The organism is Methylobacterium planeticum, assembly GCF_008806345.1.
Lineage (GTDB): Bacteria > Pseudomonadota > Alphaproteobacteria > Rhizobiales > Beijerinckiaceae > Methylobacterium > Methylobacterium planeticum.
The window spans coordinates 44,204-69,521 of record NZ_VZZJ01000027.1 but is presented as its reverse complement, the minus strand read 5'-3'; the positions used below and the strand labels follow the sequence as shown (position 1 = coordinate 69,521).

At 73.8% G+C, this 25,318-nt stretch carries 20 protein-coding genes and 1 pseudogene; 13 read left to right on the top strand and 8 right to left on the bottom strand.

Annotation, left to right across the window (positions count from 1 at the left end; all coding sequences use genetic code 11):
* The 3 genes and pseudogenes from F6X51_RS22565 to F6X51_RS22555 all read left to right on the top strand — a co-directional run.
* Window positions 1-250: pseudogene (locus F6X51_RS22565) on the top strand (glutamine--fructose-6-phosphate transaminase (isomerizing)); the annotation flags it as partial.
* Window positions 251-310: 60 nt separating this feature from the next.
* Entirely contained in the window at window positions 311-700 is a 390-nt protein-coding gene (locus tag F6X51_RS22560) for a helix-turn-helix transcriptional regulator (protein ID WP_150965929.1), read from the top strand.
* A gap of 137 nt (window positions 701-837) precedes the next feature.
* Window positions 838-1,623 (top strand): DUF502 domain-containing protein, encoded by a 786-nt coding sequence (locus F6X51_RS22555; RefSeq protein WP_150965928.1) that lies wholly within the window; start codon window positions 838-840, stop codon window positions 1,621-1,623.
* A gap of 133 nt (window positions 1,624-1,756) precedes the next feature.
* On the opposite strand, the gene F6X51_RS22550 is transcribed toward F6X51_RS22555, so the two are convergent.
* Window positions 1,757-2,053 carry a hypothetical protein gene (locus tag F6X51_RS22550; protein ID WP_150965927.1) on the bottom strand — a complete coding sequence of 99 codons (297 nt, stop codon included), beginning with the start codon at window positions 2,051-2,053 and terminating at the stop codon, window positions 1,757-1,759.
* A gap of 318 nt (window positions 2,054-2,371) precedes the next feature.
* A complete protein-coding gene (gene recG, locus F6X51_RS22545) occupies window positions 2,372-4,561 on the bottom strand; it encodes an ATP-dependent DNA helicase RecG (protein WP_150965926.1) in 2,190 nt (729 codons plus the stop codon).
* A gap of 213 nt (window positions 4,562-4,774) precedes the next feature.
* Here recG and F6X51_RS22540 point away from each other — a divergent pair, with 213 nt between their 5' ends.
* Together F6X51_RS22540 and mfd are read left to right on the top strand one after the other, a co-directional pair.
* Window positions 4,775-5,071 (top strand): FAD assembly factor SdhE, encoded by a 297-nt coding sequence (locus F6X51_RS22540; RefSeq protein ID WP_150965925.1) that lies wholly within the window; start codon window positions 4,775-4,777, stop codon window positions 5,069-5,071.
* Window positions 5,072-5,294: 223 nt separating this feature from the next.
* Entirely contained in the window at window positions 5,295-8,894 is a 3,600-nt protein-coding gene (gene mfd / locus F6X51_RS22535; RefSeq protein WP_150965924.1) for a transcription-repair coupling factor, read from the top strand.
* Between the two features lie 104 nt (window positions 8,895-8,998).
* On the opposite strand, the gene F6X51_RS22530 is transcribed toward mfd, so the two are convergent.
* Window positions 8,999-9,343 carry a hypothetical protein gene (locus F6X51_RS22530; protein ID WP_150965923.1) on the bottom strand — a complete coding sequence of 115 codons (345 nt, stop codon included), beginning with the start codon at window positions 9,341-9,343 and terminating at the stop codon, window positions 8,999-9,001.
* Between the two features lie 325 nt (window positions 9,344-9,668).
* The gene (locus F6X51_RS22525; protein ID WP_246696957.1) at window positions 9,669-10,886 is read right to left on the bottom strand and encodes an AMP-binding protein; all 1,218 of its coding nucleotides are present in this window, start codon (window positions 10,884-10,886) and stop codon (window positions 9,669-9,671) included.
* A gap of 581 nt (window positions 10,887-11,467) precedes the next feature.
* Here F6X51_RS22525 and F6X51_RS22520 point away from each other — a divergent pair.
* Entirely contained in the window at window positions 11,468-12,268 is an 801-nt protein-coding gene (locus tag F6X51_RS22520) for an invasion associated locus B family protein (protein ID WP_150965922.1), read from the top strand.
* 160 nt (window positions 12,269-12,428) lie between these two features.
* Here F6X51_RS22520 and hspQ read toward each other — a convergent pair whose 3' ends face one another.
* Together hspQ and F6X51_RS22510 are read right to left on the bottom strand one after the other, a co-directional pair.
* On the bottom strand, window positions 12,429-12,767 hold the full coding sequence (gene hspQ, locus F6X51_RS22515) for a heat shock protein HspQ (RefSeq protein WP_150965921.1): 339 nt from the start codon (window positions 12,765-12,767) through the stop codon (window positions 12,429-12,431).
* A 151-nt stretch (window positions 12,768-12,918) separates the two neighbouring features.
* Window positions 12,919-13,965: an HpcH/HpaI aldolase/citrate lyase family protein gene (locus F6X51_RS22510; protein ID WP_150965920.1), complete on the bottom strand. Its 1,047-nt coding sequence runs from the start codon at window positions 13,963-13,965 to the stop codon at window positions 12,919-12,921.
* A 280-nt stretch (window positions 13,966-14,245) separates the two neighbouring features.
* Between F6X51_RS22510 and F6X51_RS22505 the strand changes: the two genes are divergently transcribed.
* On the top strand, window positions 14,246-15,643 hold the full coding sequence (locus tag F6X51_RS22505; RefSeq protein ID WP_150965919.1) for a patatin-like phospholipase family protein: 1,398 nt from the start codon (window positions 14,246-14,248) through the stop codon (window positions 15,641-15,643).
* Window positions 15,644-15,660: 17 nt separating this feature from the next.
* On the opposite strand, the gene F6X51_RS22500 is transcribed toward F6X51_RS22505, so the two are convergent.
* The gene (locus F6X51_RS22500; protein WP_150965934.1) at window positions 15,661-16,935 is read right to left on the bottom strand and encodes an FAD-dependent monooxygenase; all 1,275 of its coding nucleotides are present in this window, start codon (window positions 16,933-16,935) and stop codon (window positions 15,661-15,663) included.
* A 1,183-nt stretch (window positions 16,936-18,118) separates the two neighbouring features.
* On the opposite strand from F6X51_RS22500, the gene F6X51_RS22495 reads away from it, so the two are divergent.
* Together F6X51_RS22495 and pncA are read left to right on the top strand one after the other, a co-directional pair.
* On the top strand, window positions 18,119-19,093 hold the full coding sequence (locus F6X51_RS22495) for a quinone oxidoreductase family protein (protein ID WP_150965918.1): 975 nt from the start codon (window positions 18,119-18,121) through the stop codon (window positions 19,091-19,093).
* Between the two features lie 163 nt (window positions 19,094-19,256).
* Window positions 19,257-19,919 (top strand): bifunctional nicotinamidase/pyrazinamidase, encoded by a 663-nt coding sequence (gene pncA, locus F6X51_RS22490; RefSeq protein WP_150965917.1) that lies wholly within the window; start codon window positions 19,257-19,259, stop codon window positions 19,917-19,919.
* A 29-nt stretch (window positions 19,920-19,948) separates the two neighbouring features.
* On the opposite strand, the gene rimO is transcribed toward pncA, so the two are convergent.
* On the bottom strand, window positions 19,949-21,322 hold the full coding sequence (gene rimO, locus F6X51_RS22485) for a 30S ribosomal protein S12 methylthiotransferase RimO (protein ID WP_246696956.1): 1,374 nt from the start codon (window positions 21,320-21,322) through the stop codon (window positions 19,949-19,951).
* Window positions 21,323-21,801: 479 nt separating this feature from the next.
* On the opposite strand from rimO, the gene pabB reads away from it, so the two are divergent.
* The 4 genes from pabB to F6X51_RS22465 are packed head-to-tail and all read left to right on the top strand — an operon-like array spanning window position 21,802 to window position 25,076.
* Entirely contained in the window at window positions 21,802-23,211 is a 1,410-nt protein-coding gene (pabB, locus tag F6X51_RS22480) for an aminodeoxychorismate synthase component I (protein ID WP_150965916.1), read from the top strand.
* On the top strand, window positions 23,208-23,837 hold the full coding sequence (locus tag F6X51_RS22475) for an anthranilate synthase component II (RefSeq protein WP_150965915.1): 630 nt from the start codon (window positions 23,208-23,210) through the stop codon (window positions 23,835-23,837). The genes pabB and F6X51_RS22475 overlap by 4 nt, the downstream gene beginning before the upstream one ends.
* Window positions 23,824-24,675, top strand: a complete 852-nt coding sequence (locus F6X51_RS22470) for an aminotransferase class IV (protein ID WP_150965914.1) — start codon at window positions 23,824-23,826, stop codon at window positions 24,673-24,675. Before F6X51_RS22475 ends, F6X51_RS22470 begins: the two co-directional genes overlap by 14 nt.
* A complete protein-coding gene (locus F6X51_RS22465) occupies window positions 24,672-25,076 on the top strand; it encodes a DoxX family protein (RefSeq protein ID WP_150965913.1) in 405 nt (134 codons plus the stop codon). The genes F6X51_RS22470 and F6X51_RS22465 overlap by 4 nt, the downstream gene beginning before the upstream one ends.
* The last annotated feature ends 242 nt before the right edge of the window (window positions 25,077-25,318 follow it).

Here is a 25,318-nt window from a genome sequence, read left to right as displayed (position 1 = left end):
GAAGACGGTGTCGAACATGCAGGAGGTGGCCGCGCGCGGCGGCCGGATCATCCTGGTGGGGGACGCCAGGGGGGCGGCGCAGGCGGGTCTCGAGACGATGGCGACCCTGACGATGCCCGACCTCGACCCGACCGTGGCCCCGATCGTCTACGCGGTGCCGATCCAGCTCCTCGCCTACCACACCGCGGTGGTGATGGGTAAGGACGTCGACCAGCCGCGCAACCTCGCCAAATCCGTCACCGTGGAATAGACCGACCGGATCTTCGGGGTCTTCCCGCGGATCCGGCGGCCGCGCCTTCCGGTGGGTCCAGTGTCCGACGCGCGCCGCGCCCGGACGATCTGGCTGTTCAGTCGGCCGGGGCCGTGGCGGGGCAGGGCGCCCTCGTGCCGGTGGCGGACCCGGCGGCCGAGCGATCGGGGCCGAGCGGTCGGCGGCGGGGCCGAGCCCGCCCAGGTCTTCGGCCTCACCGGAGCGGAGGCGCGGCTCCTGATCGGCCTCGTCGAGGGCCGCTCCCTGGCGGCGTTCGCCGCCGGGTCCGGCATCAGCGTCCAGACCGCCCGCTTCCCGCTGAAGCGGGTCTTCGACAAGACCGGCGCGCGGCGGCGATCCGACCTGATCCGGCCGGTGCTGACGAACCCCGTCGTGGTCCGGGCGCGGGACGCCGGGACCCGAGGCGCGGCCCGCGCGCATCGGCCTTGAGCCGCTGCCCCGCAACCGCTACCTCTCAGGGCGTGGGCGGTCTGGCTTGTCCGGTCCGGTTTCCGGCGTCCGTGCTGGGACCGCCTCAGGTCGACGAGGCCCTCAAGTCCCGTTGCCTCGCGCGCGAAAGTGACACCGTGGCGCCATCCCTCCCGCCGATCCAGCCGCCGATTCCCGACATCGACCCCGCGGGCCCGCGCAAGCGCGTCAGCGTCCGGGGCCGGCTGCGGACCTACTTCCTCACCGGCATCATCGTGGCGGGGCCGCTGGCCATCACGATCTACATCACCTGGTGGTTCATCACCCTGATCGACGGCTGGGTGAAGCCCCTGGTGCCGGCGAGCTACCTGCCGGACCATTACCTGCCCTTCTCGATCCCCGGCCTCGGCCTCGTCATCGCCTTCGTGGCGGTGACGATGCTGGGCTTCCTCACGGCGAACCTCGTCGGGCGCAGCGTCATCGAGTTCGGCGAGGTGCTGCTGGCGCGAACCCCCGTGATCTCGGGCCTCTACAAGGGCCTGCGGCAGATCTTCGAGACGCTGTTCTCGGCCAACGGCACCTCGTTCCGCACGGTCGGCCTCGTGGAGTTCCCCGTGAAGGGGACGTGGTCGGTGGTGTTCCTGTCGGCGCCGGCGGCCCCCGACGTGCAGGGCGCGCTGCCGCGGGGCTCGGCCGAGAACGGCCCCGAATATGTCGGCGTGTTCCTGCCCTGCGCCCCGAACCCGACCACCGGGTTCTTCTTCTACCTGCCGCGCACCGACATCATCGAGGTCGGGATCAGCGTGGACGACGCGGCCAAGCTCGTCATGTCGGCGGGGGTGATCCAGCCCGAGGATCCGCAGACGCGGCTCCAGGCGATGGCGGCGGGCCTGCGGGCGGCCCAGGTCGGGGCCATCCCCTCGCCCGAGCGCCAGGACGCGTGAGCGTCTCGCGCCAGGACGTCGCGTGAGCGTCTCGCGCCAGGACGTCGCGTGAGCGTCTCGCGCCAGGACGTCGCGTGAGCGTCTCGCGCCGGCGCGTGGGCGTCTCGCGCCGGGACGTCGCGTGGGCGGCGCCTCAGGAGGCGCTGGCGGAGGCGAGCACCTTGGTGGTGACGGGGGCGACCGCGCTCGTGCCCGAGCTCATCCAGCCCGTGGCGGTCTCGACCGCGAGGAGCAGCCCGAGGGCGACGCAGAGCGCGTTGGCGGCGATCCAGAGCGGCCGGCTGGCCTGGCGCACCGCGAGGGCGATCGCGTCGGGGCCCGGGGCCGGGGCGGTCTCCGTGTCGGAGATCGGCAGCAGCCAGGGCTCGTATGCGTTCGGATTCCAGCCCTCGGAGGACCCCGGCAGGCGTTGGAACGGTCCGTTCAGCATCGGCATACCCTCCAGATCTCCCGGTCAAGGGCCGATCGAATCAGCCCTTCGTTCATGTTCAGTTAAGATTGGGACACGAACGCGGCAAGGGATGATGCCGTCCCGGGGCCCGCGCCGCAACCCCGAATCTGTATGGCAGATGAACGGAGCCGGCGCGCGGGGCCAGAGGCCCGGTCATTAAGGCCTTTTTGCGGGCCCTCCGCCGGCCCCGCCCGAGGAGGCGCCGGCCAGGGTTAAGGGACGGTTTACGCACGGGGGCGGGAATCGGGGATCGGGGCAGGGGGGCGTGTTCAGGGGCGCGCGTTCAGGAACCCGCGCTCAGCCCGCCCCGAGGAGCCGGATCGCGGCGTCGCGCTCGAACAGGTAGAGCAGCACCCGCAGGGCCCGGCCGCGGGCGCCGCGCAGGCCCGGGTCGCGCTCGACCACGAGGCGGGCATCGTCGCGGGCGGCCTCGAGGAGGTCGGCGTCGGTCTCGAGGCTGGCGAGCCGGAAGGCCGCGAGGCCGGATTGGCGGGTGCCGAGCACCTCGCCCTCGCCGCGCAGGCGCAGATCCTCCTCGGCGAGGCGGAAGCCGTCCTCGCTCTCGCGCATCATCTCGAGGCGGGCGCGCGCGACCTGCCCGAGGGGGCCGCGGTAGAGCAGCAGGCAGGAGGAGGCGGCCGAGCCCCGGCCGACCCGGCCGCGGAGCTGGTGGAGCTGGGCGAGGCCGAAGCGCTCGGCGTGCTCGATCACCATGATGGTGGCCTCCCGCACGTCGACCCCGACCTCGACCACCGTGGTGGAGACCAGCACCTTGGTCCCGCCCGCCGCGAAGCGCTCCATCGCGGCATCCTTCTCGGGGCCCGGCATCTTGCCGTGGATCAGCCCGACCGCCTCGCCGAAATGGCGCCGGAGATCCTCGAAGCGCTCCTGCGCGGCGGCGAGGTCGATGAACTCGGATTCGGCCACCAGGGGGCAGATCCAGTAGGCCCGCTCGCCCCGGGCCAGCGCCCGCTCGAGCCCCGCCACCACCTCGTCGATGCGCTCGACCGGGATCGTCAGGGTCTTGATCGGCTGGCGGCCGGCGGGCTTCTCGTCGAGGACCGAGACGTCCATGTCGCCGAAGAAGGTCAGCGCCAGGGTGCGGGGGATCGGGGTCGCGGTCATGACCAGGAAGTCCACCGCCTCGCCCTTGGCCCCGAGGGCGAGGCGCTGGTGCACGCCGAAGCGGTGCTGCTCGTCCACCACCGCGAGGCCGAGGTCGCGGAACACGACGCTGTCCTGGAACAGGGCGTGGGTGCCGACCAGGACATCGATCCGGCCGGCCGCGAGGTCGCCGAGGGTGGCGCGCCGCTCGGCGGCCCGGTCGCGGCCGGTCATCAGGCGCAGGCGCAAGGGGCCGGCCATCGGCCCGAGGCGCTCGAAATGCTGGCGCGCCAGGATCTCGGTCGGGGCCATCAGGGCGGCCTGCCGCCCGGCCTCGACCGCCGACGCCACGGCGAGCAGCGCCACCGCGGTCTTGCCCGAGCCGACATCCCCCTGCAGGAGCCGCAGCATGCGCCGCTCGCTGGCGAGATCGGCCCGGATCTCCGCCACCGCCCGGGTCTGCGCGCTCGTGAGCCCGAAGGGCAGGGCGGCCTCGATCCGGCCCGCGAGCCGCCCGTCCCCGGCATTGCGCCGCCCCGGCTTGCGGCGCTGGCGCGCCCGCAGCAGGGCGAGCGCCAGCTGCGAGGCCAGGATCTCGTCGTAGGCGAGGCGCCGCCGCGCGGCCGTGCGGGGGGGCGGGGTGCCGTCCTCGCGCCGGGGGGCGGGGGCCTCCTCCGGCCGGTGCTCGGCCCGGAGGGCGTCCGCGAAGGGGGGCAGCGCGTGGCGCTCGAGCCAGGCCGGGTCCTGCCACTCGGGCAGGATCGGGAGCCGGTCGAGGGCGGCGTGGGCGAGCTTCGAGATCGCCCGCGAGGTCAGCCCTTCGGTGGCGCCGTAGATCGGCTCGACGGCGGGCAGGGCCGCCAGCCCCGCCTCGTCGGTGATGCGGGAGGGATGCACCATCTGCCGGTGCCCGTCCCAGAGGTCGATCCGGCCGGAGACGTAGCGGTGGGCGCCGAGCGGCAGCATCTTCTCGACGCGGGCGCGCGGCATGCCGAAGAACACCAGGGCGATGTCGCCGGTCGGGTCCTCGACGAGGACCCGGTGCGGGCGCCGACCGGCCCCGGGCTGGGCCGGCCGGTGCGACACCACGGTGACCCCGACCGTGACGGGCTCGCCCGGGGGCGCCTCGGCGATCGAGCCCTTGAGCTGGCGGGCCACGCCCCCTTGCGGCAGGTGGAACAGCAGGTCGACGATGCGGGCGGGCTGCTCCGGCGTCCCGAGCAGGCGCTCGATCATCGGCGCCATCTTGGGCCCGATCCCCGGCAGCGTCCGGGCGAGGGCGAAGAGCGGGTCGAGGATGCTCGGCCGCAGGGGGGCGGCATCGGGCCCGCGGGCGGGTCCGTCGTCCTCGGCCGCGTCGGAGGGGGCGGGGGTGTCGGTCATGCGGGCGTCGCGGCGCGGGTGGGGCGAGGAGGGCTGGGCGGATAGACCGGAAGGACGGCGAGGGGGGGACGGATGGTGCGGCGGGCGGGTGTCCCTATATAGACCATAGCGCCCATCCCCCGCTGCGGCACAGCTTCCCGCCGGGGCGGGCCGGGCTTACGCGACATCCGGGATACGGGGATCCCGGGATCACGGCATCACAGGTTTGGCTTCATGTCCGGCACCACCCGCACCAGCGCGGATCTCGACCCGCGCCGCCGCCGCACCCTCTTCCGCGCCTGGCACCGGGGCATCCGCGAGATGGACCTGATCATGGGCCGCTTCGCCGATGCCGAGATCGGGGCGCTGTCGGAGGCCGACCTGACCCTGTTCGAGGCCCTGATCGAGGTGCCCGACCGCGACCTGTTCCGCTGGCTCACCGGCGAGGACCCCGTGCCCGAGACCTACGACACCGGGCTCTACCGCCGCCTCAAGGCCTTCCACAAGCACGACGCGCCGATCCACAGCTGAGCGGATCGATCCCCGCGCGCCTCGACCGCTCCCGTTCGGGCGCGGTCGAGGCCGCGCCGGCGGACGGGTCAGGGGCGCGGTCCTTCCGGAGAGGCCGCCTCCCTCGCCCGGCCCGCTCCGCCGCCGACCCGCTCCCGAACCGGAGAGGGGGCATGCCGGCGCCGGACGAGCCGGCGCCGGGTCACGATTCCGCAAGCCGAACGAAGCGACACGCACCACCTTCATGGCCAAGCTCGCACCGAAACCCTCCGCCCCCGCCCCGAAGCCGCAGGCCGCGCGCTTCGCCCTTCCGAAATCCGGGCCGCTGGCCCGGGCGATCGAGGCGCTGAAGCGCGGCGACAGCCCGACCCTCGCCCAGGTGCCCGAGGGGTTCGACGCCCTGGTGGTGGCCGACCTCGCCCGGGCGCTCAGCGCGAATTTCGAGGGGCCGGCGGTGCTGGTCCACGTCGCCCGCGATTCGGGCCGCTCCAACGCCTTCATGAATGCCCTGACGTTCGTGGCGCCCGAGCTCGAGATCATGAGCGTGCCGGCCTGGGACTGCCAGCCCTACGACCGGGTCTCGCCGAATGCCGGCATCGCGGCGCAGCGCATGACGGCCCTGTCGCGCCTGGCCCGCTCGCGCTCCTCGGAGGCCGCCCCCCGTATCCTCTGCACCACCGTCAACGCGCTGGTGCAGCGGGTGCCGCCGCGGGCCCGCATCGCGGTCGAGACCTTCTCGGCGGCGATCGGCAACGTGGTGTCGATGGACAAGGTGGTGGCCTGGGTCGAGGCGAACGGCTTCCTGCGCACCGGCACCGTGCGGGATACCGGCGAGTACGCCGTGCGGGGCGGCATCCTCGACCTGTCGCCGCCCGGGCTGCCGAACCCGATCCGCCTCGACTTCTTCGGCGACACCCTCGAGTCGATCCGCGCCTTCGACCCCGAGACCCAGCGCACCGTCGGGCAGCTGCGCGCCCTCGACCTCGTGCCGATGAGCGAGGTGCAGCTCACCACCGAGACGATCCGGCGCTTCCGCCAGGGCTACATCCAGAATTTCGGGGCCGCGACCCGGGACGACCGCCTCTACGAGACCGTGAGCGAGGGCCGGCGCTACGCCGGGCTCGAGCACTGGATGCCCCTGTTCTACGAGCCTCTCGACACCCTGTTCGACTACGTCGCCGGGGTGCCGATGGTGTTCGACGCGCAGGTCGAGGACGCGGTCTCCGAGCGCCTCGCCCTGATCCAGGACTATTTCCAGGCCCGCGAGGGCGCGCTGAAGACGCCGCAAGCGGGCGTCGCGCCCTACAAGCCGCTGCCGCCCCGGGCCCTCTACCTCACCCCGAACGAGTGGACGGACCGGGTCGCGGGGGCGAGCGTCGCCCGGCTGACGCCCTTCGCGCTGCCCGAGAGCCCGGAGCGCGCGGTCATCGATTGCGAGGGCCATCAGGGCCGCAGCTTCGCGCCCGAGCGGGCCGAGGAATCCGCGAGCGTCTTCGACGCCACCGTGGCGCACGTGCAGGCCCTGCAGGGATCCGGTCATCACGTGATCCTCGGATCCTGGTCCGACGGCTCCCGCGACCGGCTCTGCGGCGTGCTCACCGACCACGGCCTGAAGAAGCCGGTCGCGATCACGCGCCTGTCGGACGTCTACGCCCTGAAGCGCGGCACCGACGTGGCGGTGGCGGTCTGGGGCCTCGAATCCGGCTTCACGGCGGGCCAGCTCGCGGTGGTGGCCGAGGGCGACATCCTGGGCGACCGGCTGGTGCGCCAGAAGCGCAAGTCGAAGCGCCCGCAGGACGTGATCCTGGAGGTGCAGGCGCTGCAGCCCGGCGACCTCGTGGTCCATGCCGACCACGGCATCGGCCGCTTCGTCGGCCTCAAGACGATCACGGCGGCGGGCGCCCCCCACGATTGCCTGGAGCTGCAATATGCCGGCGGCCTGCTGCTGATGCCGGTGGAGAACATCGAGCTCCTGACCCGCTACGGCTCGGAGGATGCCGAGGTGCCCCTCGACCGCCTCGGCGGCGGGGCCTGGCAGGCCCGCAAGGCCAAGATGAAGCGCCGCATCCTCGAGATGGCGGGCGAGCTCATCAAGATCGCGGCGGAGCGCTTCGTGAAGCCGGCGCCCCGGCTCGCGGCGCCGGACGGGCTCTACGGGGAGTTCTCCGCCCGCTTCGCCTTCGAGGAGACCGAGGACCAGGCCAACGCCATCGAGGCGGTGCTGGGCGACCTCGATGCCGGGCGCCCGATGGACCGCCTCGTCTGCGGCGATGTCGGCTTCGGCAAGACCGAGGTGGCCCTGCGGGCCGCCTTCGCGGCGGCGATCTCGGGCCGGCAGGTGGCCGTGGTGGTGCCCACGACCCTGCTGGCGCGCCAGCATTACCGCACCTTCGCGGAGCGCTTCAAAGGTCTGCCGATCCAGGTGGCGCAGGCCTCCCGCTTCGTGCCGGCCGCCGAGATGAGGAAGGTCCGGGAGGGCCTGGCGAACGGCACCGTCGACATCGTGGTGGGCACCCACGCCCTCCTCGCCAAGGGCGTCAGCTTCCGGGAGCTCGGCCTGATCATCGTCGACGAGGAGCAGCATTTCGGCGTCTCCCACAAGGAGCGCCTCAAGGCCCTCAAGAGCGACGTGCACGTGCTGACCCTCTCGGCGACGCCGATCCCCCGCACCCTGCAGCTCGCCATGACGGGGGTGCGCGAGCTCTCGATCATCGCGACGCCCCCGGTCGACCGCCTGGCGGTGCGCACCTTCGTGACGCCCTTCGACCCGCTGCTGATCCGCGAGGCGCTGCTGCGCGAGCGCTACCGCGGCGGGCAGGCCTTCTACGTGGTGCCGCGCATCGAGGACCTCGCCGAGGTGAAGCGCTTCCTTGATCGGGAGATGCCCGAGATCAAGGTCGCGGTGGCCCACGGCCAGATGGCGGCAGGCCAGCTCGAGGACGTGATGACGGCCTTCTACGAGGGCCGGTTCGACGTGCTCCTGTCGACCACCATCGTGGAATCGGGCCTCGACATCCCGACCGCCAACACCCTGATCGTGCACCGGGCCGACATGTTCGGCCTCGCCCAGCTCTACCAGCTGCGCGGCCGCGTCGGGCGCTCGAAGGCCCGGGCCTACGCGCTGTTCACGACGCCGGCCAACCGCCAGCTCACCGCCCAGGCCGAGAAGCGCCTCAAGGTGCTGCAGACCCTCGACACCCTGGGGGCGGGCTTCCAGCTGGCGAGCCACGACCTCGACATCCGCGGCGCCGGCAACCTGCTGGGCGACGAGCAGTCCGGCCACATCAAGGAGGTCGGCTACGAGCTCTACCAGCAGATGCTGGAGGATGCCGTCACGGCCCTCAAGGCCGGGATCGACGAGCCCGTCGAGGAGGCGTGGTCGCCCACCATCGCGCTCGGCGCGCCGGTCACGATCCCGGAGGATTACGTCGAGGATCTGGGCGTGCGCCTCGGCCTCTACCGCCGCCTCTCGACGCTCGAGAACGACGCCGAGATGGAGAGCTTCGGGGCCGAGCTGATCGACCGCTTCGGGCCGCTGCCGCCGGAGGTGGAGCAGCTCCTCAAGATCGTCACCATCAAGATCCTGTGCCGCGGGACGAATGTCGAGAAGGTCGAGGCCGGCCCGAAGGGCGTCGTCCTCCACTTCCGCGACAGGGCCTTCGCCAACCCGCAGGGCCTCGTGGCCTACGTGGCCGAGCAGGCCTCCTTCGCCAAGGTGCGCCCGGACATGAGCATCGTGTTCATCCGCGAGCTCGACAGCGTGCCGGAGCGCCTCAGGGTGACGACCCAGATCCTGCGCAGCCTCGCCAAGATCGCGGCCCGGGGCGGCCGGAAGGCGGCGTGACGGGGCTGACCGGCGCCTGCTCCGGGGCAGCCGCGAGGCTCGATCGCCAGGGAGGGATCGGCGGGCCGGATCAGGCCCTTGCGGCCGGATCCTCGCGCGAGGCCCTAGAGGTCGGGCTCGTTCAGCACGTAGGGGCCGATCCGGCTCTTCAGGTCGACCGGGGCCCCGGCGCGCCGGCCGGTGGCCTCGTCCACGAGGATCACCGGGATGCCGGCATCGCGCATCTGGGCGCGGAGCGCGGCCGCGCGGCGGGCGAAGGCGGAGCCGCCGCGGCTGGAGGTCTGGAGCAGGATGGCGGCGGGGCGGGCGATCACCGCGAGGACGTCCTCGGCCGCTTCGAGCGACGCCGTGACGCTCGCGTAGCCGAGCTCGGCAAGCTCCGCCGCGAGGGAATGATCGACGGCCCGGTGGCCATCGTCGACAACAAGAACTTGTTGCAGCGCACCCATGAGCTTGAGCGTTATCCCATCGCGCGTCCCCTGTGAAGGGACCCTGACCATAACCCGCGGCGGCGCCGTTGGTTCGCCGGCGAGATTGCGGATGCGAAGGTGGGGATCGCGCCTGACCGTGGGATGAACCGGCGGGCCGGGGCGGCTCGTGCCGCCTCACATGTTCCCTGAGGATACATGTCTAAATAACTGTTATATAACGATATTAACCGTAGGTTCGAGAACCGGACCCCGGACCGGGATGACCGGCCGCCGCGACCATCGGACGCCTTCGTACGCAGATGCGTAAATTTTTACCGCGTCGCGCAAAAAGCCCGGGGAGCCCTCACGCCTCGGTGAGCCCGGTCGCGGTTCCGGCAAACAAGCTCGGCCGGTAGCGGGCGGGCCGCCAGTCGGCGCCCGCCGGCAGGGCGGCCCCGCGCCGCAGGGGGGCGGCCTTGCAGGCCTGCCCCCGGTAGGCGAGGCGCCCGTCCGGCTCGTGCCGGAGGGCGAGGAGGCCCGGGGGCAGGGCGAGCCGGCCGGGCTCCGCCAGGGTGAGGGCGAGGTCCCCGGCGCCGCGGGCGCAGGACAGGACCACGTCCTCGTCGAGGGCGAGGACGTCGATCACCGCGAGGCCCCGGCCCGGGGCGGGGCGCAGGGTCCGGCCGGTGAGGCGCAGCGGCGCCCGGTGGGTGAAGCTGACGGTGCGCAGGATCTCGGGCAGGGGCCGGCCGAGGAGCGCCGCCTCCAGGAAGCCCGGGACCACGAGGTGGGTCGGCACCGGCCGCCGCAGGGCCGCCGCGAAGGCCGGCCCGTCGAAGACCGGCAGGGTCTCGAGGCTCGCCCCCGAGATCAGGGCCGCCCCGAGGCCGGTGACGAGGCCGCGCAGGTCCCTCGGCGGCACCAGGCTGAGGACGCGCTCCCCGGGCCCGACCCGGGCCGCGATGAGGTGGATGGCCGCCGCCGCCAGCAGGGCGTCGCCGGGGCGGTGGACCGGGCGGGCCGGGTCGCCGGCCTCGAAGCTGACGAGGCCGCCGCCGGTATCGCCGGTGACCGGGGCGGAGCGCCGGTCGAGGGCCATCTCGTCGAGGCTGATCACCCCGTCCGGCACGTCGGGGCCGAAGGCTGCGAGGTAGCGCAGGCCGAAATAGCGCGCGGCGACGCGACACAGGCGCTCGGCCGGGCGGCCCGGCCCGAGCCGGGCCTGGGTCAGGACGGCGCTGATCCCCGCCGCCTGGATGCCGGCCAGGAGCTGCTCCTCGTCCCAGGCCTGCGGCAGCAGGCAGGGGACGTGGCCGGCCGCCTCGACGGCCAGGTGGGCGACGAGGGCCTCGGTGCTGCCGGGCAGGGCGAGGCCGATGCGGCTGCCGGGGGGCAGGCGCCAGGCGCGCAGACCGCGCCCGAGGCGGGCCACGAACTCGGCCGCGGCCCCGTAGGTCCAGGTCATCGGCGCGCGCCCGCTCCAGGCGGCCTTGTCGGCGGCGTCGACCAGGGCGATGCGGGCGGGGTGGCGCAGGGCGGTGGCGGCCAGGAGGGCGCAGAGCCCCGTGCGCCGCAGGGGCACGTCCGGGAGCGTCTCCTCCGGCCCGGGCTCCGGGGCGCCGGGCGAGACAGCATCGGGGGGCCATGCGGAGGCGCACGAGGCTCCCGGGACGTCGATGGTAGGTCTGTACGAAGCCTGGGCCGACACTGGCACCCGTCTCCCCCGATGCCCTCCGGTGATGGGACCTTAAGGTTAACCGCCCCCTAACCCCCGGGCCCGGACGGGGCGCCGCCCCGGGTTTTACCGGGCCCGCCCGGTCACGAAGCCGCCAGCGGGCCGCCGCCGCGCCGGCCGGTCCCGCGCGGGCGGATGCGCGCTCCGCGCCATCTCCGGGCTTGCGCCGGGCGCGATCTTGCGTCAGGGCGTGGCTCGCTCAGGAGCCTGAACCGCAGCGGTGTCATGTCTTCGCCTCATTCGGGGGGAAAGCAGGCCGCCCGGTCGTTCGAGCGGAGTCGAGAGGCGCCGCGCTGGGCAGGGCGCGTGCGGGGCGAGAGTCGAAGCCTCCGCATGAGCCGGCCGACGGTCCTGCCACGGCGGCAGTGCGCGTCTCGAGCCGCGTCACGTTTTTCGTATTCCCGAGACTTCCAAGGGGTCAGAAGCCGATGTTCTTCGCCAACCGTCAGGCGCACCCGCCGCGCTCCGCCGCGCTCCGCACCCTCGCAGGCAGCCTGGCCTTCGCCGGCAGCCTGGCCCTCGCCGGCAGCCTGCTGGCCGGGCCGGCCCTGGCCCAGCAGAAGGCCAAGCCCGCCGCCCCGGCCGCGCCCGCCCCCGCGGCGCCCGCGCCGACGACCCCCGCCGCGCAACAGCCCCAGCAGACCGGCCCGCAGACCATCAACGTCAAGTCCGAGCCGAGCCAGGCCGACTGGACCAAGGTCTGCGGCAAGGACGGCGGCTCGGGCACCGACATCTGCTACACCACCCGCGACTTCGTCTCCGACCAGGGCCAGCCGGTCCTGGCGGTCGCCGTCTACGAGATGAAGAACCCGCAGACCAAGCAGGAGGTGCGCGTGGTGCGCTACCTGCTGCCCCTCGGCCTGCTGCTGCAGCCCGGCATCCGCTTCACCGTCGACGGCCAGCAGCCCACCACCGGCAAGTTCGCCGTCTGCTTCCCGAACGGCTGCTTCGCCGAGGCCGGCGGCCTCGGGGCCGACATCGTCGCGGCGATGAAGAAGGGCACCACCCTCAACGTCTCGGTCCAGAACCAGACCCAGCGCGAGGTCACCTTCGCGGTGCCGCTGGTCGGCTTCGGCAAGGCCTTCGACGGCCCGGCCATGGACCCGAAGGTGCTCGAGGAGCAGCAGAAGAAGCTCCAGGCCGAGCTCGAGAAGCGCAGCGAGGACATGCGCAAGAAGCTCGAATCCGAGAAGGGCGGCGCGGCCGCGACGGCCGCCCCGAAGCCCTGATCGGCCGAGTCCGGAACCGAAGCGGCGAGGGCCGGGCCATCGATGCCCGGCCCTCTGCGTTCGCGGCCTGTTCATGGCCTGTTCGTGGCCTGAAGGCCCGCGCGCCTCAGGCGCGGAGGGCCCGAGTCGCGGAGGGCCCGAGGCGCGAAGGGCCCGGATCTCAGTTCGCGTGGCGGTCGCGGACCCGGTAGGTGCCGCTCGCGTCCTGCACGAAGACCTCGGCGATGCCGGCATGGCGCAGCGCCTCGCCGGAGGTGTCGGGCACGAGGTTCTGCTCGGAGACGTAGGCGACGTACTCGCTCTCGGCGTTCTCGGCGAGCAGGTGGTAGAAGGGCTGGTCCTTGCGGGGCCGCATCTCCTCGGGGATCGCGAGCCACCATTCCTCGGTGTTGTCGAAGACCGGGTCCACGTCGAACACGATGCCCCGGAACGGGTAGATCCGATGGCGCACCACGGCGCCGAGCCCGAATCTCGCGGTTTTCATCCTCTGGTCGGTCATGATCGTCTAGATAGGCCCGCGCCCGCGCCTTGTCATCGCTCGACGCGGCGCGGGGCTCGATCGGATACGCTTCGGGCGACAGGCTAGGGCGGGGCCCATCCCGGATGAATTCAGATCTCGGAGGTCGCAGATCTCAGAGGTTGTCGATCATTCAGAGGTTGTAGGCCTTGGCGAGGTCGGGGTCCTTCTGGGCCACGAGCCTGGCGAGATCGACGATGACCTTGGCCTGCTTCCAGGTGGCGTCGTCCTGCATCTTGCCGTCGAGCATCACCGCCCCGGTGCCGTCCGGCATGGCCTCGACGATGCGCACCGCGAAGGCGACCTCGGCCGGGTCCGGGGCGAAGACCCGCTTGGCGATCGCGACCTGGCTCGGATGCAGGGTCCAGGCCCCGGCGCAGCCCATCAGGAAGGCGTTGCGGAACTGGGCCTCGCAGGCGTCCGAATCCGAGAAGTCGCCGAAGGGGCCGTAGAAGGCCTTGATGCCGCTCGCCATGCAGGCATCGACCATCCGCCCGATGGTGTAGTGCCAGAGGTCCTGCTGGGCGGCCGCCCGCGGGGCGTCGCCGGCCGGGTCGGAGAGCACCCGGTAATCCGGGTGGCCGCCGCCGACCCGGGTGGTCTTCATGCCGCGCGAGGCCGCGAGGTCGGCCGGGCCGAGGCTCATCCCGTGCATGCGCGGCGAGGCGCACGCGATGGCGTCGACGTTGGCCACGCCCTCGGCGGTCTCCAGGATCGCGTGGACGAGGATCGGCTTCGCGACCCCGTGGCGCGCCTCGAGCTGGGCCAGCAGCTGGTCGATGTAGTGGATGTCCCAGGGGCCCTCGACCTTGGGCACCATCACGACGTCGAGCTTGTCGCCGACCTCGGCGACGATCTCGAACAGGTCGTCGAGAATCCAGGGCGAGTTGAGGGCGTTGATGCGGGTCCAGAGGCCGGTGCCCGAGGCCGCGAAATCGGTGTCGCGGGCCATGGCGACGAAGCCCTTGCGGGCCGCCTCCTTCTGGTCGGCCGGCACCGCGTCCTCGAGGTTGCCCAGCACCACGTCGACGGTCCTGGCGAGCTCCGGCACGCGCGCCCGGACCTTGTCGTTGTGGGGCGGCACGAAGTGGATCATGCGCTCGAGCTGCACCGGCAGGTCCCGGAACGGGGCCGGCGCGCCGGTGGCGAGGGGCTGGAAGAAGCGGCGCGGCAGTTTCATCGGCGTCTCGGGCTCCTCGGGGATCGGGGTCTCGTCCGGGTCTGGTCTTCTTGTCCGGGTCGAATCTTGGCGGCCGTCGACGGGCCGCGAGGCTCTCGCCTAGTGCAAGGCCGCCCCCGACGCAAAGCCTCGATCGGCCGGGGCGCGCCCGCCGGCCCCGCGTGCGCCGCCGCACGCCGCCCACCCGGGACCGCACGGTCAAGGTCCCGCGGCTGGAACTGGGCCGGAGAGCTTGAGTTTTTTCCAACGAAGGCGGGTAACTCGACCAGGGACCAAGGCCATGTCCGGACTGACCAAGCCGCACATCCTCCTGTGCGCTGCCGTGCTGACGCTCGCCGCCGGCACGCCGCAGGCGAGCGTCGCGGGCCCCGACCGCGCCAGATCCGCGGCGGCGTCGGGCCCGAGCGCCGGCGCGATGCCGGCCCCCCCCTCCGGCGCGCATTCGAGCACCGGTCCCGGCGGGCGCGTCGCCTTCACGGCGGGCGAATGGAGCGCCGCCCGGCCCGAGGGCCTGCGCGGCGCGCTGCGCATCGCGGGGGACGACGCCCAGGCCTTCCAGGCCCTGATCGACGGCGCCGCCGCGGCCGCGCAGCCCTGGCTCGTCCTCTCGGGGGGCGGCGAGAACGGCGCCTTCGCGGCGGGCCTCCTCAGCGGCTGGAGCGAGGCCGGCACCCGGCCCGAATTCGGCGTGATCACGGGGGTCAGCACGGGGGCGCTGATCGCCCCCTTCGCCTTCGTGGGCACCCGCGAGGACGCCGTCCTGAAGGACGCCTACACCACCATCTCGGCAGCCGACGTGTTCGAGTTCGGCGGCACCAGCGAGGCGCTCACCGACACCTGGCCCCTGAAGCGCCGGATCGACCGGGCGGTGTCGCCCGCCCTCCTCAAGGCGGTGGCGGCCGAGCACGCCAAGGGCCGGCGCCTCCTGGTGGCGACCACCGAGGTCGATGCCGAGCGCCCGGTGCTCTGGGACATGGGGGCGATCGCGACCGTCGGCGGCCCCAAGGCGCTCGCGCTGTTCCGCGCCATCGTGCTGGCCTCCTCGGCGGTGCCCGGCGTATTCCCCCCCGTGATGGTCGACGCGGTGAGCCCCGGCGGCAAGGCGTTCCAGGAGATGCACGCGGACGGGGGCACCACGGGGCAGTTCTACCTCGCGCCGAGCCCGGCCCTCACCGGCGAGGCCCGCGTGCGGATCCCGGCCAGCACGATCTACCTCGTGATCAACAACAAGCTCAGCCCCGACTTCCAGATGGCGACCCGCACCACGCTCAGCGTGCTCGGGCGGGCCCTCTCGGCGGCCATCAAGGCGCAGACCAAGGCGAGCCTCGCCCTCGCCGGCGGCTTCGCCCGGCGCACCGGCCTCGACCTGCAGGTGGCCGAGATCGACGGGCGCTTCGGCCAGACCACCGCGACGCCCTTCGACCAGAAGTACATGCAGGCGCTGTTCGCCCACGGCGAGCGCCTCGGCCGCGACGGCACGGCCTTCGCGGGGCTGACGCCGGAGGGCACCCTGGCGGGCCAGTCCGGCGCGGGCGCCGACGCGGCCCTGGCGACGGGGGCGATCGCCGACGCCCCGTCGGCACCGCGTGCCGAAGCCGCCCCCCGCGCCGGGGCCACGCCCCGGGCCGGGGCCGCGCCCCGGGCGCAGCCGGCGACCCGGGAGATGGCCGGGCGCTGAGGCGCCGCGCCGGACCCCTAGATCCGCCGCCGCGCCCCCTTCGCCCCCTTCGCCCGCATCAGCTCCGGGGCGCCGAGGCGCGGCAGCACGCCCTCGCGCATCACGAGGCGGCGCAGGGGGCCGATCGTCGTCATGGCGAGGAGCCCGAGGCCCCGCAGGGCGTCCACCGGCAGCAATTCGGTCAGCAGGCTGCGGTTGAGGGCGTCGACCGCCCCGGTGCGCAGGCCCGCGTCGCGGCGGCGGCGGCGGCCGAGCCCGTCGAGGGCGGCCCGGCCCCCCGGGTCGCGGCGGTCGCGCAGCGCCGCCAGCACGGCGTCGCGGAGCGCCGCGGCGTCGCGCAGGCCGAGATTCAGCCCCTGCGCGCCGATCGGCGGGAAGACGTGGGCGGCCTCGCCGATCAGCACGAGGCGGTGCGCCACCGGGCTCTCCACCGCGAGGCCGCGCATCGGCACGAGGCCGCGGGGGCCGTCGATCCGCAGGGCGCCGAGCAGGCGCTGGGCCTGGTCCTCGATGGCGGCCGCGAGCCCGGCATCGGGCAGGCCGGAGAGGTGCCGGGCCGTGCCCTCGGCGGCGACCCAGACCAGGCTGGAGCGGTGGCCGCCGGGCAGCGGCACCAGGGTGAAGGGCCCCTGGCGGGTGTGGAACTCGGTCGAGACGTCCCGGTGCGGCAGCGCGTGGGCCAGCAGCGTGGTGAGGGCGGCCTGGGGGTAGGACCAGTCCCGCACCTTGAGGCCCGAGGCCGCCCGCAGGGGCGAGCGCCCGCCATCGGCCCCGACCACGAGCCGGGCCGAGACGGCGCGGCCGTCCTCCAGGGTCAGGTCGGCGGCGGCCTCGCCCCGGAGGCAGCCCGCCGCGTCGCTCTCGAACAGGGTCAGGCCCGGCGCGGCGCGGGCCCGGTCGCGCAGGCCCGTCACGAGGCGGGCGCTCTCGAGGTTCCACCCGAAGGCGTCGAGGCCGATCTCGCCGGCCCGGAACCGGGCCGGGGGCGGCCGGAACAGGCTGCCGGTGTCGTCGATGATGTGGAGCTCGGCCAGGGGCGCCGCGTGCGGGCGCAGCGCCGGCCAGGCCCCGAGGGCGTCGAGGAAGCGCACCGAGCCGTCGAGGAGCGCCACCGTGCGCCCGTCCGCCACGGGGGCGTGCCGCCCGATCAGCGCCGTGGCGACGCCCTCGCGCGCCAGGGCCAGGGCGGCGGCGAGCCCGGCCGCGCCGGCCCCCACCACCGCGACCTCGAACCGGGGCCCGGGGCGGGCGGCCGGGGCGGGCGGCGCGGATGCCACGGGTTCGGGCGGCATGGTCTCGGGCAAGGGGGTCACCGGCTTCGATCCTGGCGGCGCTGCGGGCGGTCCCGGGCCTCGCCTGATCTAGGACGATGCGGCGCCGCTGTCTCGGCCCGGCGACGTTCGGTCCCGGGCGCGCACGCGATCCATGCGCGGATCCATGCGCGGATCCATGCGCGGATCCATGCGCGATCCGCGAACAATCCGCGAACAATCCGCGAACAATCCGCGCGCGCCGACCCGAGCCGAGGGGGGTGCCGGGCCGGCGCGCACAGACGTCCCGGTCCTCAGAGAAGCGGGCCCCGTCACCTTGACGCAAAATCGTTGAGAAAGTCGCATTCCGGCGCGACCTCGTGCACACAAAGTCGTCATCGGACGGGGACATCCCGCCCGGTCCCGGCCGCCGGACGGGGACCTCCCGATGTTCGCCGAAAGTTCTTGACAATAATCCTAATCCGTGCTTCCTATCCGGCACCGGCCACCCGATCCGAAGGGGGCCTGCCCGGGGCCGACCGGGCGGGCCGGGGTGGACGGGCGGTGCCCGCGTCGGTGGTCTCGGCCATCACCGCCCCGGGCGACGAGCGCGACGCGACGCCTGCTCGGCCTGCGGCGGGGCCACGGGAGGAAATGCCCGGCGGTCCCGACCCTGGTCTGGGGGGTAGCGACAGAGACTGCGGCGGCGCCCATCACGAGGCGGCGTGCGGCGGAGCCTCGCTCTGATCTTGCCGGGGTCGTTTCGAACCCGGGAATCGATGGCGCAGGTCGCGACTGGTCGAAAAGCACCGCGACGCGAGGAAGGCGGCGGCCCCCTGGGGTTCGCCGCGGGACGCCGGGAGACCGGCCAAACTCCTTAAGCGCTCAAGTGGTCTCGCGGCGTCCCGCGTCCCCTTGGCGATCCGAGCGGGCCCTGCCTCCGGCGCCGAACGGCGCGCGGGGCCGAAGCCGTTTGGGGCCGAAGCCGGTCGGATCCGCCCCGGCGCTGACCGGCGGCGATCAGACCCAGCGCGGGCGGCGCCCCCCCTCTCCCGTCCGGGAGAGGGGGGGCGCCGCCCTCCGCTCCGGGGCGTCGCTCCGGGGCGCTGCGATTGGCGCGGGCAGCGCGACGCCCCGGCATTGCCCCGGCCCGGCCCGCCCTTATCTCACCCCCGCCGGCCCGGGGCCGTCCCAAGCCCCGCGCCGCCCAGTCGAGGAGTTCACGATGCCCAAGGCGATCCGGGTTCACGAGTACGGCGGCCCCGAGGTGATGCGCTACGAGGAGGTGCCCCTGGCCGAGCCGGGGCCCGGCCAGATCCGGGTGCGCCAGCACGCGATCGGGGTGAACTTCATCGACATCTACTTCCGCACCGGCGCCTACAAGGCGGCGCAGCTGCCCTTCACCCCCGGCAAGGAGGGCGCGGGCGAGGTCACGGCGGTCGGCCCCGGGGTCACGGGATTCCGGGTCGGCGACCGGGTCGCCTACGGCTCGGCCGAGGGCACCTACGCGGAGGAGCCCCTGGTCGCCGTGGGGGCCGCCGTGCGGGTGCCGGAGGGCATCGGCTTCGACACCGCCGCCGCCATGATGCTGAAGGGGCTCACCGCCGAGTACCTGCTGCACCGGACCTACCCGGTGAAGGCCGGCGACACCATCCTGTTCCACGCCGCCGCCGGCGGCGTCGGCCTCATCGCCTGCCAATGGGCCAAGCACCTCGGCGCCACGGTGATCGGCACCGTGGGCTCGCCCGAGAAGGCGGAGCTCGCCAAGGCGCATGGCTGCGATCACGTCATCCTCTACCGGGACGAGGACTTCGCCGAGCGGGTGCGCGCGATCACCGACGGCAAGGGCGTGCCGGTGGTCTACGACGGCGTCGGCCAGGCCACCTTCCCGGCCTCCCTCGACTGCCTGTCGCCGCTCGGCACCTTCGTGAGCTTCGGCTCGTCGTCGGGCCCGGTCGCGGCCTTCGACATCGGCATCCTGGCCCAGAAGGGCTCCCTCTACGCCACCCGCCCGACGCTGTTCACCCATGCGAGCCAGCGCCCGGTCCTCGACCGGATGGCCGAGAACCTGTTCGGGGTGGTGGCGAGCGGGGCGGTGAAGGTCCCGGTCCACGCCCAGCACAGGCTCGCCGAGGCGCAGCAGGTGCACCGCGACCTCGCCGGGCGCCAGACCACCGGCTCGACCGTGATGCTCCCCTGATCCCTGTCTCCTTGTCTCCTTGTCTCCTTGTCTCCCGTGAGCGCGGGAACCCGGGATCAGGGGACCAGCGGATCCCGGGCCGGACGGATCCCGGGACGGACGGGCCGGGGCGCCGTGCCCCCACCGGGCGGCGGCGGCGGCGGAAGGCGGAAGGCAGGCAGGCATGAGGCTCGAACCCGGCGACGTCCTCCTCGTCATCGACGTGCAGAACGACTTCCTGCCGGGCGGGCGCCTCGCCGTGCCGGGGGGCGATGCCGTGATCGGGCCGATCAACCGGCTGATCGGCCTGTTCCCGCACGTGGTGGTGACGCAGGACTGGCACACGCCGGGCCACGCCTCCTTCGCGGAGAGCCATCCGGGCCGGGCGCCCTTCGACACGGTGGCGCTGGCCTACGGCCCGCAGGTGCTGTGGCCGGAGCATTGCGTGCAGGGCACGGCGGGGGCCGAGCTCGCCCCCGGCCTCGACGCGACCCGGGCGGGCCTCGTGATCCGCAAGGGCCACGCGCCCCTGGTGGACAGCTACTCGGCCTTCCTGGAGGCCGACCGCCGCACCCGCACGGGCCTGTCCGGCTACCTGCGGGAGCGGGGGCTGACGCGGCTGTTCCTGTGCGGCCTCGCCACGGATTTCTGCGTGCTCTGGAGCGCCCTCGATGCCCGCGAGGCCGGCTTCGACACCCTCGTGGTCGAGGACGCGGTGCGGGGCATCGACCGGGACGGTGCGGTGTCGCGGGCCTGGAGCCGGATGGCGGCGGCGGGCGTCCGGCGGATCGCGAGCCCGGCGATCACCGGCCCGGGATCAGGGGATCCCGGGATCCCGGGCCGGTGACGCGGGCGAGGGCCCGCGCGGATGCAGGCTCACACCGCGGTGCCGTGCAGGTCGTAGGCGTCCGCGGCCTCGATCTTGACCGTGACGATGTCGCCGGCGCGCACGGGGCGGCGGAAGGCGACGTGGACGGCGCCGTCGATCTCGGGGGCGTCGTACTTGGAGCGGCCCTTGGCCACGCCCTGGCCGACCGTGTCGATGATGACGGGGATGCGCTTGCCGACCCGGGCCTTCTGGAGGCGGGCCGACACCGCCTGCTGCGCCTCCATGAAGCGGCGCTTGCGCTCGGCCTGCACCTCGGGGGGCACCGCGCCCGCGATGTCGTTGGCGGGGGCGCCCCGCACCGGCTCGTAGGTGAAGCAGCCGACCCGCTCGAGCCGGGCTTCGCGGATCCAGGCGAGCAGCTCCTCGAACTCGGCCTCGGTCTCGCCCGGGAACCCCACGATGAAGGTCGACCGGATGGCGAGGTCCGGGCAGGTCTCGCGCCAGCGCCGGATGCGCTCCAGCTGCTTCTCCTGGTTGCCGGGGCGCCGCATCCGCCGGAGCACGCTCGGGCTCGCGTGCTGCAGCGGCATGTCGAGATAGGGCAGGATCTTGCCCTCGGCCATCAGGGGGATGACCTCGTCGACATGGGGGTAGGGGTAGACGTAGTGCAGGCGGACCCAGGCCCCGAGGGTGCCGAGCTCACGGGCGAGGTCGTAGAAGCGGGCCCGCACCTCCCGGTCCTGCCAGGTGCTCGGGGCGTAGCGGGTGTCGACGCCGTAGGCGCTGGTGTCCTGCGAGACGACGAGGAGCTCCTTGACCCCGGCCTTCACGAGCTTCTCGGCCTCGCGCAGCACCTCCGCGGCCGGGCGGCTGACGAGGTCGCCCCGGAGCGAGGGGATGATGCAGAAGGTGCAGCGGTTGTTGCAGCCCTCCGAGATCTTCAGATAGGCGTAGTGCCGCGGCGTCAGCTTCACGCCCTGCGGCGGGAGCAGGTCGAGGAAGGGGTCGTGGGCCGGGGGCACCGCCTCGTGCACCGCCGCCACCACCGATTCGTAGGCCTGGGGCCCGGTGACGGCGAGGAGGTTCGGGTACTTCTCGCGGATCTCCTCCGGCTGCGCCCCCATGCAGCCCGTGACGATGACCCGGCCGTTCTCCGCCATGGCCTCGCCGATGGCCGAGAGGGACTCGGCCTTGGCCGAATCGAGGAAGCCGCAGGTGTTGACGATGACGACGTCCGCCCCGTCGTGGCGCCGCGCCAGCTCGTAGCCCTCGGCGCGCAGATGCGTGAGGATGCGCTCGGAATCGACGAGCGCCTTGGGGCAGCCGAGGGACACGAAGGAGATGCGCGGGGCGCCGGCCTTCGGGCCGGGCGAGGGGGTCGAGGGGGTCGAGGGGGACAGGGACGAGGGGGACAGGGTCATGGCGGCTCGTGCGGCACGATCGCCGCAGGGTCGGGCGCGCCGCGCCGGCCGTGACGATCAGGAGGATCTCGGGATGCTCCCGGCCCTATACCGGGATTGCGGCGGCGAGGCGAGCCTCGCCGGGGCAGGGGCGGCGTGACGCGGGCGCGGAGCTGGGGCCAAGCTTTGCCGTTCCGGATCAGGGCTTTGAGGGCCGGCCCGGAGGCACCACATCAGGGCGAGGCGTCGAGGTCGGGCCGGGGCGGGGGCCCGGCCCGCGAGGACCGGCGGGCCGCCAGCGATGCACCGCGCTCAGCCCCCGTGCGCGCCCGGCGGCGCCGTGCCGGCTTTCCCCGGGCGGCCGCCTGTGCGAGGCGTGGCGGACGGGAGCGGCCGCGGCCGGCCCGGGAGGAACAAGGCCCCTGGCGGGCGAAGGCCTCTGGCGGGCGAGACACGTGCCTGGCGCGGCACCCACGAGGCGAAGCGAAGTCCGGACGACCATGTGGACCCGTGAGATCCCGTACCTCGATGCCATCGCGGCGGCGGAGCGCCTGGCCCGCCTGCCTGGCCTCGCCTTCCTCGACAGCGCGATGCAGCACGACACGCTCGGGCGCAGCTCGACGGTGGCGGCCGACCCCTTCGGCCGCTTCCGCTACCGCGCCGGGCAGGCGAGCCTCGACGGGCGCCCGGTCCCCGGGGGACCGATCGCGGCGCTGCGCGCCTGCCTCGCCCCCTACCGGCTGGCGCCGGAGGCCGGGACTCCGTTCCCGGGGGGCGCCATCGGGTACTTCGCCTACGATCTCGGCCAGTCCCTGGAGCGCGTCGCCGCACCGCCCCGGCGCGCCGGCCTGACCGACGACATCGCCTTCAACCTCTACGACACGGTGCTGACGATCGACCACGAGGCCGGCACCTGCCGGCTCGTCGCCACGGGCTTCCCGGAGACCGGGCCCGACGCCCGCCGGGCCCGGGCCGAGGCGCGCCTCGACGCCTTCGCGGCCCTCCTGGCGGCGCCGGCCGAGCCGGGCCGCCCCGCCCCGCCGCAGCCCCTCGCCTGGCGCTCGAACTTCGACCGGCCCGCCTACGAGGCGGCCGTCCAGCGGGTGCGCGACTACATCCGGGCCGGCGACATCTATCAGGCCAACATCGCCCAGCGCTTCACCGCCGACCTGCCCCCGGGCTTCGACCCCTTCGCGCTCTATCACCGCCTGCGGGAGACCAACCCCGCCACCTTCGGGGCCTACCTCGCCTTCGAGGGCCTGACGGTGGCCTCGAGCTCGCCCGAGCGCTTCCTCAAGCTCGAGGGCCGCCATGTCGAGACCCGGCCGATCAAGGGCACGGTGCGCCGGGTGGGCGACCCGGAGGCCGACCGGGCGCTCGGCGCGGCGCTCCGGGCCAACGCGAAGGAGCGGGCCGAGAACATCATGATCGTCGACCTGCTGCGCAACGACCTCTCCCGGATCTGCGAGCCGCACAGCGTCGCGGTGCCGGTGCTCTGCGGCCTGGAATCCTACGCCTCGGTCCACCATCTCGTCTCGGTGGTCACCGGCACCCTGCGGGCGGGGAGGGACGCCCTCGACCTCATCGCCGCGACCTTCCCGGGCGGCTCGATCACGGGCGCGCCGAAGCTCAGGGCCATGGACATCATCACGGAGATCGAGGGCGACGCGCGCGAACTCTATTGCGGCGCCATCGGGCGCATCGGCTTCGACGGGGCGCTCGACACCGCGATCGCGATCCGGACCGTGTTCATGAACGCGACCACGGCGGTGCTGCAGGCGGGCGGGGGGGTGACGCTCCTGTCCGAGCCCGGCCCCGAATACGAGGAGACCCTGACCAAGGCCGCCCGCGTCTTCGCGGCCTTCGAGGCGGCTCCGCGAGACGCAGCCCCGCGAGAGGCGGCGCGATGATCCTCGTCATCGACAACTACGATTCCTTCGTCTTCAACGTCGTCCGCTACCTGGAGGAGCTCGGCCAGACGGTGCGGGTGGTGCGCAACGACGCCCTCGACGTCGCCGGCATCCGGGCCCTCGACCCGGAGGCGATGGTGATCTCGCCCGGCCCCTGCACGCCGGCCGAGGCCGGGATCTCCCTGCCGGCGATCCGGGCGCTGTCCGGGGCGGTGCCGATCCTCGGGGTCTGCCTCGGCCACCAGGCGATCGGCGCGGCCTTCGGGGGCAAGGTCGAGCGGGCCTTGCGCCCCCTGCACGGGCAGGCGACCCCCGTGACCCACGAGGGCCGGGCCCTGTTCTCCGGCCTGCCCGCCCCGATGCAGGTCGGGCGCTACCACTCCCTCATCGTCACCCCCCAGCCCGGGATGGAGCGCCAGCTCTCCGTCGACGCGGTCTCGGCCGAGGGCGAGGTGATGGCCCTCTCCCACCGGGCGCACCCGACCTACGGCATCCAGTTCCACCCGGAATCGGTCCTGACCGAGAACGGGCACGCCCTGTTCGGCAACTTCCTCGACCTCGCCCGCGGGTGGCGGGAGGCGGAGCGGCGCAGACCCGCCGAGGCGCGCTGCGATGCTGTGGTCTGACGGACGGCTGGGCCCGGAGGCCCGCGTCCCCTTCGATCTCGGCGACCGCGGGCTCCTCCTCGGCGACGGGGTCTTCGACACCGCGCTCATCCTGAACGGACGGGTCGCCTTCGCGGCCGCGCACCGGGACCGCCTCGTGGCGGCCGCCGCGAGCCTCGGCTTCGCGGTCGAGCCCGCGCGGATCGAGGAGGCGATGCGGGCGCTCGCCGGACAGGTCCCGCGCGGATCGATCCGCACCACGGTGACCCGGGGCTCGGGCCCCCGGGGCCTGAGGCCCCCGGCCGAGCCGCGCCCGACCCTCTTCGCCAGCGCGAGCCCGCTGACCCCCGGCCTCGCGGGCGCCCCCTTACGCCTCTGGCCGACGGGGATCCGCCGCAACGACACGGCGCCGACGGCGCGCCTGAAGACGCTCGGCTACCTCGACGCGGTGCTGGCCGCCCGGGAGGCGGCGGAGCACGGCTTCGACGAGGCGCTGTTTCGCAACACGCGGGGCGACGTCGCCTGCGGCGGGACCGGCAACCTGTTCGCGGTCCTGGGCGAGCGCCTCGTCACGCCGCCGCTCTCCGACGGCGTGCTCGACGGGATCGTCCGCGCCGAGATCCTGCGCCTCGCCCCCGCCTGCGCCCTCGCGCCCGAGGAACGCTCCCTCCCGCTCGACACCCTCCTCGGCGCCGACGCCGTCCTCCTCACGAACTCCCTGCGGTTCGTCGCGCCCGTCCAGGGCATCGGCGCCACGGCCCTCGCCAGCGCCGCGCACCCGGCCGTGGCGCGCCTCACGCGCGCGCTGTCCGCGCGCGTGAGGGCGGAATGCGGCGTCGCGCCCGAGGCCGTCCCATGACGGGGCAGGGGACCCGAACCTGGCTGCGCGGAGCCCTCGTGCTCCTCTACGGCGGCATCGGCGCGGTCCACCTCGCGGCGCCCGAGCGGCTGATGCCGATCATGCCGGGCTGGGTGCCGGAACCTCGCCTCGTCATCCTCGGCACGGGCCTGTGCGAGATCGCGGGCGCCGCCGCGCTCACGCTGCCGCGCCTGCGCGGGGCGGCCGGTCTCGGGCTGGCGCTCTACGCGGTCTGCGTCTTCCCGGCCAACCTCAAGCAGGCGCTGGAGGGCATCCACGTGGAGGGCCTGCCGGATTCCTGGTGGTATCACGGACCGCGCCTCGCCCTTCAGCCGGTGCTGGTCTGGGCGGCGCTCTACGCCTCCGGCCTCCTGGACTGGCCCTTCGGAAAGAGGGCGTGAACGTGCCGGGCGCTCGCCCGCAAACATTACTGCAGCTTGTACGAGTATAAAATCACGCAACCACTGATCGCGGAAGTGCTTCGCCGCTCGTCCCAAGGCATCGGCAGCACGAGCGGAAGAGCACGCTCCTGCTTCTCCCTATGATCGACCGGACATGCGTGACGCAGCTCCCCGCAAGTCCGCATTAACCGTCGTAAAGCCGCCGGCATCGCAAGATTGATCGAAGTCTGGTACGACCCACG

Bases quoted from the DNA above. Each gene is read 5' to 3' on its own strand.
- hspQ (WP_150965921.1), bottom strand. From the start codon at position 12,767: ATGACCGACCAGAGGATGAAAACCGCGAGATTCGGGCTCGGCGCCGTG.
- F6X51_RS22510 (WP_150965920.1), bottom strand. From the start codon at position 13,965: ATGAAACTGCCGCGCCGCTTCTTCCAGCCCCTCGCCACCGGCGCGCCG.
- F6X51_RS22520 (WP_150965922.1), top strand. From the start codon at position 11,468: ATGTTCTTCGCCAACCGTCAGGCGCACCCGCCGCGCTCCGCCGCGCTC.
- F6X51_RS22540 (WP_150965925.1), top strand. From the start codon at position 4,775: ATGTCCGGCACCACCCGCACCAGCGCGGATCTCGACCCGCGCCGCCGC.
- mfd (WP_150965924.1), top strand. From the start codon at position 5,295: ATGGCCAAGCTCGCACCGAAACCCTCCGCCCCCGCCCCGAAGCCGCAG.
- F6X51_RS22470 (WP_150965914.1), top strand. From the start codon at position 23,824: ATGCTGTGGTCTGACGGACGGCTGGGCCCGGAGGCCCGCGTCCCCTTC.
- F6X51_RS22495 (WP_150965918.1), top strand. From the start codon at position 18,119: ATGCCCAAGGCGATCCGGGTTCACGAGTACGGCGGCCCCGAGGTGATG.
- F6X51_RS22500 (WP_150965934.1), bottom strand. From the start codon at position 16,935: ATGCCGCCCGAACCCGTGGCATCCGCGCCGCCCGCCCCGGCCGCCCGC.
- pabB (WP_150965916.1), top strand. From the start codon at position 21,802: ATGTGGACCCGTGAGATCCCGTACCTCGATGCCATCGCGGCGGCGGAG.
- rimO (WP_246696956.1), bottom strand. From the start codon at position 21,322: ATGACCCTGTCCCCCTCGTCCCTGTCCCCCTCGACCCCCTCGACCCCC.
- F6X51_RS22475 (WP_150965915.1), top strand. From the start codon at position 23,208: ATGATCCTCGTCATCGACAACTACGATTCCTTCGTCTTCAACGTCGTC.
- F6X51_RS22550 (WP_150965927.1), bottom strand. From the start codon at position 2,053: ATGCTGAACGGACCGTTCCAACGCCTGCCGGGGTCCTCCGAGGGCTGG.
- pncA (WP_150965917.1), top strand. From the start codon at position 19,257: ATGAGGCTCGAACCCGGCGACGTCCTCCTCGTCATCGACGTGCAGAAC.
- F6X51_RS22505 (WP_150965919.1), top strand. From the start codon at position 14,246: ATGTCCGGACTGACCAAGCCGCACATCCTCCTGTGCGCTGCCGTGCTG.
- F6X51_RS22465 (WP_150965913.1), top strand. From the start codon at position 24,672: ATGACGGGGCAGGGGACCCGAACCTGGCTGCGCGGAGCCCTCGTGCTC.
- recG (WP_150965926.1), bottom strand. From the start codon at position 4,561: ATGACCGACACCCCCGCCCCCTCCGACGCGGCCGAGGACGACGGACCC.
- F6X51_RS22530 (WP_150965923.1), bottom strand. From the start codon at position 9,343: ATGGGTGCGCTGCAACAAGTTCTTGTTGTCGACGATGGCCACCGGGCC.